At 63.5% G+C, this 12,708-nt stretch carries 10 protein-coding genes and 1 pseudogene; 5 read left to right on the forward strand and 6 right to left on the reverse strand.

Features of this window, described 5'->3' with window-relative positions:
- Positions 1-362 precede the first annotated feature (362 nt).
- Positions 363-932 (forward strand): PEP-CTERM sorting domain-containing protein, encoded by a 570-nt coding sequence (locus tag NFV80_RS12150; RefSeq protein WP_295328145.1) that lies wholly within the window; start codon positions 363-365, stop codon positions 930-932.
- A 185-nt stretch (positions 933-1,117) separates the two neighbouring features.
- Here NFV80_RS12150 and NFV80_RS12155 read toward each other — a convergent pair whose 3' ends face one another.
- The 5 genes from NFV80_RS12155 to aceE form a co-directional block, all read right to left on the reverse strand.
- Positions 1,118-1,549: a DUF29 domain-containing protein gene (locus tag NFV80_RS12155; RefSeq protein ID WP_296758797.1), complete on the reverse strand. Its 432-nt coding sequence runs from the start codon at positions 1,547-1,549 to the stop codon at positions 1,118-1,120.
- A gap of 332 nt (positions 1,550-1,881) precedes the next feature.
- Positions 1,882-2,118 (reverse strand): hypothetical protein, encoded by a 237-nt coding sequence (locus NFV80_RS17475; RefSeq protein WP_295328149.1) that lies wholly within the window; start codon positions 2,116-2,118, stop codon positions 1,882-1,884.
- A gap of 463 nt (positions 2,119-2,581) precedes the next feature.
- Complete coding sequence (lpdA, locus tag NFV80_RS12165) at positions 2,582-4,324, reverse strand: dihydrolipoyl dehydrogenase (protein ID WP_296758800.1); 1,743 nt, start codon at positions 4,322-4,324, stop codon at positions 2,582-2,584.
- 15 nt (positions 4,325-4,339) lie between these two features.
- Positions 4,340-5,962, reverse strand: a complete 1,623-nt coding sequence (aceF, locus tag NFV80_RS12170) for a dihydrolipoyllysine-residue acetyltransferase (protein ID WP_296758803.1) — start codon at positions 5,960-5,962, stop codon at positions 4,340-4,342.
- Between the two features lie 12 nt (positions 5,963-5,974).
- A complete protein-coding gene (aceE, locus tag NFV80_RS12175; protein WP_295328152.1) occupies positions 5,975-8,668 on the reverse strand; it encodes a pyruvate dehydrogenase (acetyl-transferring), homodimeric type in 2,694 nt (897 codons plus the stop codon).
- Between aceE and NFV80_RS12180 the strand changes: the two genes are divergently transcribed.
- From NFV80_RS12180 to NFV80_RS12190, 3 genes are all read left to right on the forward strand, one after another.
- Positions 8,667-8,831: a hypothetical protein gene (locus NFV80_RS12180; protein ID WP_295328153.1), complete on the forward strand. Its 165-nt coding sequence runs from the start codon at positions 8,667-8,669 to the stop codon at positions 8,829-8,831. The genes aceE and NFV80_RS12180 overlap by 2 nt on opposite strands.
- A gap of 221 nt (positions 8,832-9,052) precedes the next feature.
- Positions 9,053-9,349: a FeoA family protein gene (locus NFV80_RS12185; RefSeq protein WP_295328154.1), complete on the forward strand. Its 297-nt coding sequence runs from the start codon at positions 9,053-9,055 to the stop codon at positions 9,347-9,349.
- The gene (locus NFV80_RS12190; RefSeq protein ID WP_296758807.1) at positions 9,346-11,250 is read left to right on the forward strand and encodes a ferrous iron transporter B; all 1,905 of its coding nucleotides are present in this window, start codon (positions 9,346-9,348) and stop codon (positions 11,248-11,250) included. The genes NFV80_RS12185 and NFV80_RS12190 overlap by 4 nt, the downstream gene beginning before the upstream one ends.
- Before the next feature lie 10 nt (positions 11,251-11,260).
- Here the strand turns inward: NFV80_RS12190 and NFV80_RS12195 are convergent, their stop codons facing one another.
- Positions 11,261-12,031, reverse strand: a complete 771-nt coding sequence (locus tag NFV80_RS12195) for a lytic transglycosylase domain-containing protein (protein WP_296758810.1) — start codon at positions 12,029-12,031, stop codon at positions 11,261-11,263.
- Positions 12,032-12,328: 297 nt separating this feature from the next.
- On the opposite strand from NFV80_RS12195, the pseudogene NFV80_RS12200 reads away from it, so the two are divergent.
- Positions 12,329-12,708 (forward strand): annotated as a pseudogene (locus tag NFV80_RS12200) (indolepyruvate ferredoxin oxidoreductase); the annotation flags it as partial.

A 12,708-nucleotide genomic window follows, 5' to 3' on the forward strand; every position in this document is an offset into this window, starting at 1 on the left:
GGAATCACCCTGAAACACGCTTGCCACGAGCGCCCTGCCAGCTGATGGCGGCGCTTGAGTCCCTGCGTGCCGAAGTCTTTCATCCACCGCACGCCTTGCGCAGCCCCCCTTGCTTGCGCCCATCACCACCCGGCACCCTCGATCACGACACTCTACGAAACTCCGCACTGGTAATCGACGCCTATCACCGGCCATCCGATCATCGCGGCCCCGATCGACGTGTCGACATTTCTTACACATGCTCCCTTGGCGAATCACGAATCCGATGCACCTAATTGTTTCATATAACATATAATTTTGTGGCACGAAATTTGCTTTACCTCTTATGCGGAAATCTCACCGTAACGTTTCGAGGAAAAATAATGAAGAAGTCTCTACTCATGGCGGCTATGCCGCTGGCTATGGCCGCCGCCACGCAGGCGAGCGCTGCCACAATCACATTCGATTCGCTGGTTGGCGCAAACGGAGATCCCTTCGCTTCGACGACGGAGGCCGGATACCTCGTCACTGCGGTCACGACGCATTGGCTGGAGGCTCACGGCTTCGGCAATCCGGTGCCCTCGATCTGGAATGACTCGACGAGCGTCGGGCTCATCAAGGTCACTGGCGGTCTTTTCTCGCTCGGCAGTGTTGATTTTGGTTGCGGGATAGGCGCAGCGAGTTCCTGCACCGGAACTGTCGAAGGACTGCTTGGAGGAATCAGCCAGTTCTTGGCTTCGACGGCGCTGCTGACCAATAATGGAACCTTCAGCACCTTCGCACCCAGCGTCGGTGGATTTGCGATCGATGAGCTTCGGGTCACCATCGACCGTGCAGACAGCAACATCGACAACATCGTCCTGAACGCGGCAGTACCCGAGCCCGCGTCGCTGGCATTGCTTGGCATCGGGCTGGCTGGATTGGGTATGCGGCGCCGGCAAGCTGTTGCCTGAAAGCGGACTTGGAACATTGAGAAGCGGGAGCCGGGCTCCCGTTTCTGTTTTTCGGTCTCTTGCTCATCGGCCTCGCCACCTTCGACCCAACCGATGACCTGAAATGCGTGACCCCAAGCTGAAAAAACACGGGGTCTTGCAGTCCAGCGCAATCACCGCACCCCCCCTCGCCCATAGCCCTGCCGCTACCCATTTGGCAACCAGCCTTCATCGAGCACTTCCGTTGCCGTCGCCCAAGGGCACTTGCGCGGGAGCTTGTCTATCCCGATTCCCGTCTCGGCGCTGGCCAGATCGCAGGCATCGGCCCACCAGTCCGGGTCATTGAGGCAGCCGCGCAGACTCGGTGTCCTGTACAGGCGACGGACTATTCGCTGTCGCTGACTGCTGATCGTCACTTCCGAGCTTGCACCTCCGCGCTCGCGTTGGTGCTGCCACTTCAGGAGATGAGCCAGAAGGACCGCCATACGCGTGGCCAACTCGCGCTGTTCGCTCTTTCCCACATCTTCAATCTCTTCGGCGACATGTTCCCGGTCCAGCAGATCGAAACGCCCGGCACGGATCAGCCGAGCCTGCTCGCTGGCCCAGGCCACCACGTCCGTTTCGTAGTCTGTCCCCATGGCCACGGCCACAAAAGAAGAGCACTTCCATTGCACCGCCGCCGAGGCATGCGGAAGCACAATGCCACGACGAAGTCGAGTCCTGCAATCACGCTGTGCCCCGCTTTGGCCGAGAAATCGATTCGCTTCCCGTACCTGTTGGCAGGTGGCTCCGAACTCTCGCCAAATCCGTACCACTCGATCCATTGCAACATCAGCCGATCCGTCACCGTCGGAATCCCCAAATCCCGCATCCCGCCACCGGTCTTCGGAATCTTTTCGCGCCGCACCGGCTTAGGCCGGTACCTGCCGTTCCGTAATGCTTCCCGAATTCCGGGCCAGTGCGTTCTCAGCTACGCCGCCGTCTCGGCGATCGTCTGTCCATCCACCCCAGCACTGCCGCGATTGGCTTTGACGCGTTTCCCCGCATTCACCATGTTCGCGCTTGCGAGCGCCTGCGTGAGCAGGTCATCTCGCCCTGAACCTTCGAGTCCCTGTCGCGCCGGCCGTGCTTCATCACGCAACGCTTCGGGCCTGGCTTCACCTCGCCCTCCCACCTTGCGCCCCGGTCGCCCGAGCTTCTGATGCATTGCACTTCCGAGCGAGATGGCCGTCGGCACTCCTGCTCGTTCGGCCCTTCGCCCACTACCGGCGGCTACTATGGCCTCTGCTGACTTCTCGCTCCGGCTTGTCCTCGTCGGCCTTTCAGCCATGAGGCGAGAACTCCCCAGGTAAGAACGCACTCCTTCCCTGCACAGCCGCCGAATTTACGCCACTTCGCCGCCTTGATCACGAGAGCTTCGCGGTCTCTTTCCCCGCTCGCCCTGCTCGGCAGCGCCTTCTATCCGATTCTTGTCCATCGGCTCGCAGTTTCGCTCCACGCTTCCTTCCTACCATCGGTCGCCCTCAGGCACTTGCGGTTCACTTCGTTCGTTGTGATCAACTTACGGTGGGACTTTCATCCACAAGAGTCCGCCCATGCCGGGCGCACAAAAAGTACGCCGCCGCACTTCCCGTGCGGCGGCGTCAGGGGACAACCAGAACTCGCCGGGCTTACTTCTTCTTCACTGCCGGCAAATCGGTGCACACGCCTTCGTATACCTCGGCGGCCATCCCCACCGATTCGCCGAGCGTCGGGTGCGGGTGGATGGTGTGACCGATGTCTGCGGCGTCGCAGCCCATTTCGATTGCCAGGCAGACTTCGCCGATCAGGTCGCCGGCATTCAGACCGACGATGCCGCCCCCGATCACGCGGTGCGTCGCTTCGTCGAAGAGCAGCTTGGTAAAGCCCTCCGCGCGCCCGTTGGCCAAGGCGCGGCCCGACGCCGCCCAGGGAAAGAGTCCCTTGCCGAACTGGATTCCTTCGGCCCGGCACTGTTCCTCGGTCTTGCCCGCCCAAGCGATTTCCGGGTCGGTATAGGCGACCGACGGAATCTGCAGCGCGTCGAAACAGCGTTTGCTGCCGGCAGCCGCCTCGGCGGCGACGTGCCCCTCGTGCACGCCCTTGTGGGCAAGCATCGGCTGACCGACGATATCCCCGATGGCGAAAATGTGCGGCACGTTGGTCCGCTGCTGCGCGTCGACCGGGATGAAGCCGCGCTCATTGACCACAACGCCAGCCTTGTCGGCCGCCAGCTTCCTGCCGTTCGGCGCGCGCCCGACCGCGACCAGCACGAGGTCGAAGCACTCTTTCTCGCCACTGCTGTAGGTGACCTCGATTCCCTCCGCAGTGGCCGCAGCTGCGACCACCCCGGTCTGGAGCAGGATGCGGTCGAAGCGATGGGCATTGTGCTTCTCCCAAACCTTGACCAGATCACGATCTGCACCCGGCATCAGGATTGGCAGCAGTTCGACCACCGTGATGCGGGCTCCGAGCGCCGAATAGACGCTGGCCATCTCGAGGCCGATGATGCCGCCGCCGACGACCAGCATGCGCTGGGGAACTTGCCGCAACTCGAGTGCGCCTGTCGAGTCGACGATGCGCGGGTCGTCGGGCATGAACGGCAGCGCGATCGGCTGCGAGCCGGCGGCGATGATCGCCTTCTGAAACCGGACGACCTTGGTACCACCGGCGGCCAGCGCCACTTGCATGTGGTTCGGGTCGAGAAACTGGCCAACCCCCTGCACGACCTCCACCTTTCGCCCCTTGGCCATGCCGGCCAGTCCGCCGGTGAGCTTGCCGACGACGCCTGCCTTGTACGCGCGCAACTTGTCGAGATCGATCCCGGGCGGGCCGAAACTGACTCCGCAGTCGGCCAGGTGCAGCGCTTCCTCCATGGCTCCGGTGATGTGCAGGAGCGCCTTGGAGGGAATGCAGCCGACGTTCAGGCAGACGCCCCCAAGCGTCGCGTAGCGCTCGACGAGCACGGTCTTCATGCCGAGATCGGCACTTCGGAACGCCGCCGAGTAGCCCCCGGGACCGGCGCCAAGGACGAGCATTTCGCATTCGACGTCGGCGCCACCGGTGATCGCGGGCGCCGCCTGCGGTGCCGGTGGGGCGACAGGTGACGGTGCGGCGGGCGCTGTGGCAGCGGAGACCGCTGCCGCGCCCGCCCCGGCAGTATCGATGAGGACGATGACCGCGCCTTCGGAAACCTTGTCGCCGAGCTTGACCCTGACCTCGGTGACGACTCCGGCGACGCTGCTCGGAACGTCCATCGTCGCCTTGTCGGACTCGAGGGTGACCAGCGCGTCGTCCACCTTGACCTGGTCACCCACCTGGACGCAGATGTCGATCACCGGTACGTCGTGGAAGTCGCCGATGTCGGGTACTTTTGCTTCAATGATCTGGCTCATGGTTCGCTCTCCCGATCAGAGCAGCACGCGCCGCATGTCGGCGAGCAGTTGCGCGAGGTAGACGTTGAAGCGAGTCGCGGCAGCGCCGTCGATCACCCGGTGGTCGGCGGTCAGCGAGAGCGGCAGGGTCAGGCGCGGCACGAATTCGCGGCCGTTCCAAACCGGCTTCATCACCGACTTGTTCACGCCAAGGATCGCCACCTCCGGCGCGTTGATGATCGGCGAGAAAACCGTTCCCCCGATCCCGCCGAGACTGGAGATGGTGAAGCAGGCGCCCGACATTTCGCCCGGGGTGAGCTTGCCGTCGCGCGCTTTCCGGGCAAGTTCGCCGCTTTCGACAGCGAGCTCGGCAACCGATTTCTGGTCGGCATTCCTGATCACCGGAACCACCAGGCCGTTCGGCGTGTCGGCGGCGAAAGCGATGTGGAAGTACTGCTTGAGCACCAGATTCTCGCCGTCGAGCGAGCTGTTGAACTCGGGGAACTTCTTCAGCGCGACGGTACAGGCCTTGATCAGGAAGGCGAGCATGGTGATCTTGAGGCCCGACTTCTCGTTCTCCCTGTTCATCGCAACGCGGAAGGCCTCGAGGTCGGTAATGTCGGCATCCTCGTGGTAGGTGACCGCCGGGATCATCACCCAGTTGCGCGCCAGGTTCTGCGCCGAAATCTTCTTGATGCGGGCCAGCGGCCTGACTTCGACGGCGCCGAACTTGGCAAAATCGACCTTCGGCCAGGGCAGCAGGTCGAGACCGCCGCCCAGCGCAGGGGCAGCAGCCACCGCTGTCGGCGCCGCGGTCAGCACGCCCTTGACGTAGCCGGTCACGTCTTCCTTGAGGATGCGGCCTTTCGGACCGCTCGGCGTGACCCGGCTCAGGTCGACGCCGAGTTCGCGCGCGAACAGACGCACCGACGGGCTCGCGTGCGTGCGTGCACCGAGCGCGAGGCCCGGCGTCGGCGCCACCGCCGGCGACGCTGCCGCGACCATTGCGACAGGAGGGGCGCTGGTCGGCGCACTGGCCGGCGCCGCGCTCGTGGCCGCCGGCGCACTCGCCGCAGCCGAAGCAGCGGCGGCCGCCCCGCTCGTAGCGAGTACCGCGACGATGCTGCCGGCCGACACCTTGTCGCCGAGCTTGACCCGGATTTCGCTGATCACGCCAGCCGCCGTCGATGGTACGTCCATCGTCGCCTTGTCCGACTCGAGTGTAACCAGCGCGTCGTCGACCTTGACCGTGTCGCCCACCTTGACGCAGACGTCGATCACCGGCACGTCGTGATAATCGCCGATGTCGGGAACGACGACTTCGATCTTCGCAGCGGCGGACGGGGCCGCCGCGGGCGGAGCGACGGCAGGCGGAGCGGCGGCAGCCGGCGCGACGACCGACGGTGCGGTCGCCGCGGCGGCGGCTTCGAGAATGACGACGATCGTCCCTTCGGAAACCTTCTCGCCGAGCTGAACGCGAACCTCCTTGACGACGCCAGCCGCCGACGACGGCACATCCATCGTCGCCTTGTCCGATTCGAGGGTCACCAGCGCATCATCGAGCTTGACGACATCGCCAGGGTTGACACAGATGTCGATCACCGGCACATCGTGGAAATCGCCGATGTCAGGAACTCTTACTTCGATCAATTGAGTCATCGATGGGCTCCCTCAGACCGTCGCCGGGTTGGGTTTATTGACGTCGATGCCATACTTGGCGATCGCCTCCGCGACCTTGCTGCGGTCGATCTTGCCGTCGTCGGCAAGTGCCTTCAACGCCGCGATGGTGACCCAGCGACGGTCGACCTCGAAGAAGTGGCGCAGCTTCTCGCGCGTATCCGAACGGCCGAAGCCGTCGGTACCCAGGACGACGTAGCGACGATCGAGGAAGGGACGGATCTGCTCGGCGAACATGCGCACGTAGTCGGTGGCCGCGATGATCGGTCCACGCGTGTCACCAAGGCAGGCTTCGACGTGCGACCGCTTCGGCTTGGCCGTCGGGTTGAGCAGATTCCAGCGCTGGACGTCGTTGCCGTCGCGCGCGAGTTCGGTAAAGCTCGGGCAGCCCCAGAGGTCGGCATCGACTCCCCAGTCGCTCTTCAGCAGGTCCGCAGCCGCGATCACTTCACGGAAGATCGTTCCCGAACCGAGCAGTTGTACGCGTGGCGCGGCCGGGTTGGTATCCGAGGACTGGCCACGGCGCAGCAGGTACATCCCCTTGAGAATGTCGCCCTCGGCGCCGGCCGGCATCTCCGGATGCTCGTAGTTCTCGTTCATCACGGTGATGTAGTAGAAGACGTCGTGCTGCTCCTGGTACATCCGCCGCATCCCCTCGCGCATGATCACTGCGATCTCGAAGGAGAAAGTCGGGTCGTAGCTCAGACAGTTCGGGATCAGGCTGGAGAGAACCAGGGAATGGCCGTCTTCGTGCTGCAGCCCTTCGCCGTTCAGGGTCGTGCGGCCGGCGGTGCCGCCGATCAGGAAACCGCGGGCGCGCTGGTCGGCCGCCGCCCAGCAGAGATCCATCGTGCGCTGCAGGCCGAACATCGAGTAGCAGATGTAGAACGGGATCATCTGCACGCCATGGATCGAATAGGAGGTGGCGGCGGCGATCCAGTCGCTCATCGCGCCCGCCTCGTTGATTCCCTCCTGCAACACCTGTCCGTCCTTCGACTCCTTGTAGAACATCAACTGGTCGTGATCTTCGGGGACGTACTTCTGTCCTTCCTGATTCCAGATGCCGATCTGGCGGAACAAGCCTTCCATGCCGAAGGTTCGTGATTCGTCGGGGACGATCGGAACCACGTGCCGGCCGACCTTCTTGTCCTTGAGCAGAATGTTCAGGAAACGGACGATGGCCATCGTCGTCGACACTTCGCGCCCCTCGCCGGAAGCCTTTAGCAGCGAGTCGAAAACCGAAAGTTCGGGAATTTCCAGCGGCGCTGCCGTTCGCCGGCGTTTCGGCAGATAGCCGCCCAGGTCCATGCGCCGCTGCCGCATGTAGCTCAGTTCGGGCGAACCCTCGGCGAACTTCAGGTACGGCAGGTCCGCGATCTGGTCGTCCGGCACCGGCAGACTGAAACGGTCACGGAAGCGCCGGATTGCCTCGTAATCGAGCTTTTTCTGCTGGTGCGAGATGTTCATCCCTTCGCCGGCCTGACCCATGCCGTAGCCCTTGATCGTCTTGGCGAGGATCAAGGTCGGCTGGCCGCGATGCTCGACGGCGCTCTTGTAGGCGCTGAAGATCTTGAAGATGTCGTGCCCGCCGCGGTTCAGCGACCAGACCTGATCGTCGGTCCAGTCGGCGACCAGCGCCTTGAGTTCCGGGGTATTGAAGAAATGCTCGCGGACGTAGGCGCCGTCCTTGGCCTTGAAGGTCTGGTACTCGCCATCGACCGCATCCATCATCCGCTGCTTGAGGATGCCCTTCTTGTCCCGCTGGAAAAGCGCGTCCCAGTTGGTACCCCAGATCAGCTTGATGACGTTCCACCCGGCGCCACGGAAAGTGCCCTCGAGTTCCTGAATGATCTTGCCGTTGCCCCGCACCGGACCATCGAGACGCTGCAGATTGCAGTTGATCACGAAGATGAGGTTGTCGAGCTTCTCGCGCGCGGCCATGCCGATGGCTCCCAGCGACTCGACTTCGTCGGTCTCGCCATCGCCGAGGAATGCCCAGACCTTGCGGTCGCCAGCCTGGATGAAACCGCGGCTGTCGAGATATTTCATGAAACGCGCGCTGTAGATCGCCTGGATCGGCCCGAGACCCATCGACACCGTCGGGAACTGCCAGAAATCGGGCATCAGCCACGGGTGCGGGTACGACGAGACCCCCTTGCCGTCAACTTCCTGCCGGAAACAGTCCATCTGTTCGTCGGTCAGCCGCCCGAGCAGGTGCGCCCGCGCATAGACGCCGGGAACCGAATGTCCCTGGAAATAGATCAGGTCGCCGCCGTGCTGTTCGCTCGGCGCGTGCCAGAACCACGAAAATCCGACGTCGTAGAGCGCAGCAGCCGAGGCGAAGGAAGCGATGTGACCACCGACGTTGCTGTTCTTGTTGGCGCGAACGACCATCGCCATGGCGTTCCAGCGGATGTAGTTGTGGATCCGGATTTCCAGGTCGGCATCGCCCGGGTACTTGGGCTGCAGTTCAACGGGAATGGTATTCACATACTCGGTGGTGGCGCTGTACGGGATATCGACCCCCGCCTGCCGTGCCTGTGCAATCAGGCCTTCGATGAGGAAGTGGGCGCGCTCGGCACCTTCCCTTTCGATTACGCCGCTCAACGCATCCTGCCATTCCTGGGTTTCTTGCGGGTCCGCATCGTCGATGCTGGCGGACAGCGCGTTTTCGGGCAAAGCTGCCATGACTTGGTCTCCTGATCTGCAGAATCGTGAAGTGAATGGTGGTTTGCTGCGCGCCGCGAAGAACGGCAACGCACAGGGTAAACCCTCGCCGCGCCGCATGGTACCGCAGCGCAGCAATCAATCTTTACCACATTGTAAAATGCAATTTTATATCGCGCAATAGATGCCTGGACCGGACGCCACCGCATCGTCCGCGTTTGCCGACGAGTTGCGCAGGACCTTGCTGCGCCGCATTCCTTGCGAACCGCACAACTGCCGGAGGAATCCTTTTTCCTTTTGCGAATCGTTCTCATGTACAATAAGAATCGTTCGCAACAAAATGACGGCATGGCAGTGACCGGCGCATGCTGTTCCGCGTCCCTTTCCGCAAACCGGAGTCTCTTTATGACACTACGCAGTACTGCACGTTCCGATCGGACGCTCGATCTGGCAACGATCGGCGAGCCGCTCACGGTACGCGACATTCAGGCACCGGCGACCGCGCCGGAGTGGGCACGCTGGCTCGAGGAACTCGGTTTCGTGGCCGGTGAGCGCGTGCTGCTGATGGCGCGTGCTCTGCCGGGCGGGGATCCGCTGGTGGTGCGGATCGCCGAGTCGAAGTTCGCCCTGCGCCGTGCCGAGGCTGCCTGCATTCGTGTCGCTGCGGTCGAAGCTGCCGGCCGACCGGAGGACGCAGCATGAACCAGGCAGTCATCCATTTTCATCCGAGTGGTCCTCTGCTGGCGCTGGTCGGCAACCCGAACTGCGGCAAGACCGCGCTTTTCAACCTGCTCACCGGCAGCCGGCAAAAGGTCGCCAACTACGCCGGAGTGACCGTCGAACGCAAGGAAGGACGCCTGACGACACCCGCCGGGAAAACGTTGCGCGTTCTCGATCTGCCCGGCGCCTACAGCCTCTATCCGCGCTCGCCGGATGAGCGCGTGACTTGCGACGTCCTCTTTGGCCGTGCTCCCGGCGAGAAGCGACCGGACCTGGTAGTCTGTGTGGTCGACGCCACCAACCTGCGCCGCAACCTGCGCCTGGCGCTGGCGGTCAAACGCCTCGGCCTGCCCTGCGTGGTCGCTCTCAACATGGCCGACCTGGCCGAGAAGCGCGGCATCGGCATCGTTCCCGAAGCACTCGCCACCGAACTCGGAATGCCGGTGGTCAGCACCGTTGCCATCCGCCAGTCGGGCGCCGAACCCCTGCTCGCGCTGTTCGACGATCAACAGACCTGGCGCTCGGCATCCGCGGCGGAGACCACCCTTGATTCATCGAGCGCAGGCCACGCGCACGGCAGCGAGTCCGACCATGTCGCAGTGCGCCGTATCCTGCAAAACCTCGGGCTCGACGAGATCGTCCCGCATACGCCAAGCGATCGTATCGACCGCTTCGTTCTGCACCCGGTGATCGGGCCACTGCTGCTCGCAGCGATCCTTTTCGTCGTCTTCCAGCTGGTCTTCGCCTGGGCCGAGGCACCGATGGCGCTGATCAAGGCGGCGACCGCAGCGCTTGGCGAAGGTGTCGGCGGCATTCTCCCCGATGGCTGGCTGAAGAGCCTGATCGTCGACGGTGTCATTGCCGGCGCCGGAGGAGTGCTCGTCTACCTGCCGCAGATCGTCATCCTCTACTTCTTCATCCTCCTGCTCGAAGAGTCGGGCTACCTGCCGCGCGCTGCCTTCCTGCTCGACCGCCTGATGGGAGGGGTCGGCCTCAGCGGACGCTCCTTCATTCCGTTGCTGTCGAGTTTCGCCTGCGCGATCCCCGGCATCCTGGCGACGCGGACCATTGCCAGCCCGCGTGACCGCATGGTGACGATCATGATCGCACCGCTGATGACCTGTTCCGCCCGGCTGCCGGTATACGCGTTGCTGATCGGTGCCTTCGTGCCGCAGCGGGAGATCTGGGGAGCGATAGAACTGCAAGGGCTGGTGCTGCTGATCCTCTATCTGGCCGGCATCGTGGGAGCGCTGGCGGTGGCCTGGGCGCTCAAGCGCTTTACCGCTGCCGGGCGCGAGGTGCGACCACTGATGATGGAACTGCCCAGCTATCACTGGCCGACCTTGCGCAATCTCGGCATCGGCATCTGGCAGCGGGTCGCGATCTTCCTGCGACGGGTGGGCGGCATCATTCTCGTCCTGACCATCGTCCTGTGGTTTCTCGCGAGCTTTCCGTCGCCGCCGGAAGGCGCGACGGGAGCACCCATCGAGTACAGCCTGGCGGGAATGTTGGGGCAGGCGATGGCAACGATTTTCGAGCCGATCGGCTTCAACTGGCAGATCAGCATCGCCCTGGTACCGGGATTGGCGGCTCGCGAAGTCGCGGTCAGCGCGTTGGGCACCGTCTACGCGCTGTCGGCGGTGGGCGAGGACACGGCACAGGCGCTGGCGCCCCTGATTGCCGAGCACTGGAGTTTCGCCACCGCCCTGTCGCTGCTCGCCTGGTATGTCTTCGCGCCGCAGTGCCTGTCGACGCTGGCGACCGTCAAGCGCGAGACGGGCGGCTGGACGATGCCGCTGGTCATGGCCAGCTATCTGTTCGGCCTCGCCTACGCGGCTTCGTTCGTCACCTACCGACTGGCGCTGGCGCTCGGAGCCGGCTGAAGCACAAGGGTCACTGGTTGCTGGCGAGCGACGCGTCCGGTAGATTGCGGCGCCCGGGAATCGTCATGTAGATCCGCCTGGCGTTGTACCCGCGGCCGCTGGATACCGTTGCCGGCAGCCTTCCCGTCGCCGCCTTGGGTTGGTACAACTGGTAAATCTGTGTCACCAGTTGCACGTAATTGCGCGTCTCCGGATACGGAGGAATCTGGTTGCCGTATTGCTGCACCGCGCCCTCGCCGGCATTGTACGAAGCCAGCACCAACTCCTGCCGATGCGGAAACATCCGGCGCAAGTCGCGCAGGTAGCGTGCGCCCAGACGGATGTTCGTCTCGGGATCAGCGAGCTTCTGTTCGATGGTCCTGCCCTTGTCGCCCTGCAAACCATAGCGTTCCGCCGTCGCCGGCATGACCTGCATCAGACCGATGGCTCCTTTCGGGGAAACGGCGTCGGGATTGAAGCCCGACTCGGCGGCCATCACCGCCTTCAGGAGAGCCGCATCGACGGCGAATCGTTCGCTTGCCGCTTTCAGCAGCGGCTCGAATTTCTTCACGTTCGGATGTTGCGACAGGTAGCGCAGCAGTTCGGGCTTCGCCGGGCCGATCGTCGCCAGGTCGGACGAATCGATCTGCCTGCCTTGCAGAAAGAGCTGATAACGCGAATCGACCTTTTCGGTCGCCAGATGCGCCGCGCCCTGCTCATCGATGTAGCCATAGATGTTGGCGCGTGCACTCGCATGACCGAGGCCCACAACCAAGGCGAGAATGAAACGCGAAACTTGCATCACTTGGCGATTCCTCTTGCCGTGAGCTTCGGTCGACCGAAACCACAGCCGCGCATTTTCGTATCAGGACCCAATGATACCGAAACTCGGCAAGCGTCGGCTGATCACCACGACCGCCTGCTGTCGTAACGGGCACCTTGCGCGAGTGACGAGGCAGAACCGCCAGTTCCGTTCTCGCCTCGATTCGACGAAGCACGCCGAGCATCGCCCCGGGAGAACTTGATCTGTGTCAACGTGACCCTGCCCGCGAGCCGCTAAGGTTTGGCTTTTGTCCACGGCTTTTTTCGAGGAGAGGCGATGTCGCTAGCAGCCGTGATGTCAACCAGGCAGGTGGCAGCGCCCGGCCGGCTTCTGATGTCGGGCAACGAAGCGGTGGCGCGCGCCGTGTGGGAAGCGGGAGCGAGGGTGGCGGCCGCCTATCCGGGAACGCCCTCGACCGAGATGCTCGAGCAACTGGCCGGCTATCCGGACATCTACAGCGAGTGGTCGGTCAACGAAAAGGTCTCGCTCGAAGTCGCGCTCGGTGCATCGATGGCCGGCTCGCGCAGTTTCTGCGCAATGAAGCACGTGGGCATGAACGTCGCCTCCGACACGCTGATGACGATGACCCTGACCGGTGTCGTCGGCGGTCTGGTGATCGCGATTGCCGACGACGTCGGCCTGTCCTCGTCGCAGAA

It is taken from the genome of Accumulibacter sp. (genome assembly GCF_023806565.1).
Classification (GTDB): Bacteria; Pseudomonadota; Gammaproteobacteria; order Burkholderiales; family Rhodocyclaceae; genus Accumulibacter.